General features: G+C 76.4%; 1 protein-coding gene. It reads left to right on the plus strand.

Annotation, left to right across the window (positions count from 1 at the left end):
• Positions 1–552 (plus strand): HAD family hydrolase (locus AC1DXV_RS35230; RefSeq protein WP_477938131.1); only part of this gene is annotated, 552 nt, incomplete at both ends.

A 552-nucleotide genomic window follows, 5' to 3' on the forward strand; every position in this document is an offset into this window, starting at 1 on the left:
GCCTGGCGCGGCGCGGCGTGCTGCTGCAGCGGCTCGACGCGCTGCAGGTGCTGGCGCGCGTCGACACGGTGTTCCTGGACAAGACCGGCACGCTGACGCAGGAGCAGCCGCGCTGCAGTGCGGTGCGGCTGCTGGCCGGCGCCAACGAAGCCGAGGCCGCATTGCTGCACCGCGCCGCCTCGCTCGCGCGCTGGTCGCGCCATCCGCTGTCGCAGGCGGTGGCCGGGCTCGCGCCGCACGACGGCATCGCCTGGTCGGAGGTCGCCGAGCACACCGGCCGCGGCCTGTCGGCGCGCGACAGCGACGGCGTGGAATGGCGGCTCGGTGCCGCCGACTGGGTCGGCGCCGAGCCCTCGGCCGACGACGTGCTGCGCCTCTGGTTCGGCGGTGCTGGCCAGGCCTTGCTGTGCATCGAGTTCGACGAGCGGCTGCGGGATGACGCCGTCGACGCGATGACCGCGCTCGGCCGGGCCGGCTGGCGCCGCGTGCTGCTGTCCGGCGACACGCCGCAGCGGGTCGAGGCCGTCGCGCGCCGCGTCGGTGCCGATGCAG

Source organism: Rhizobacter sp. P3_C12 (assembly GCF_056402735.1).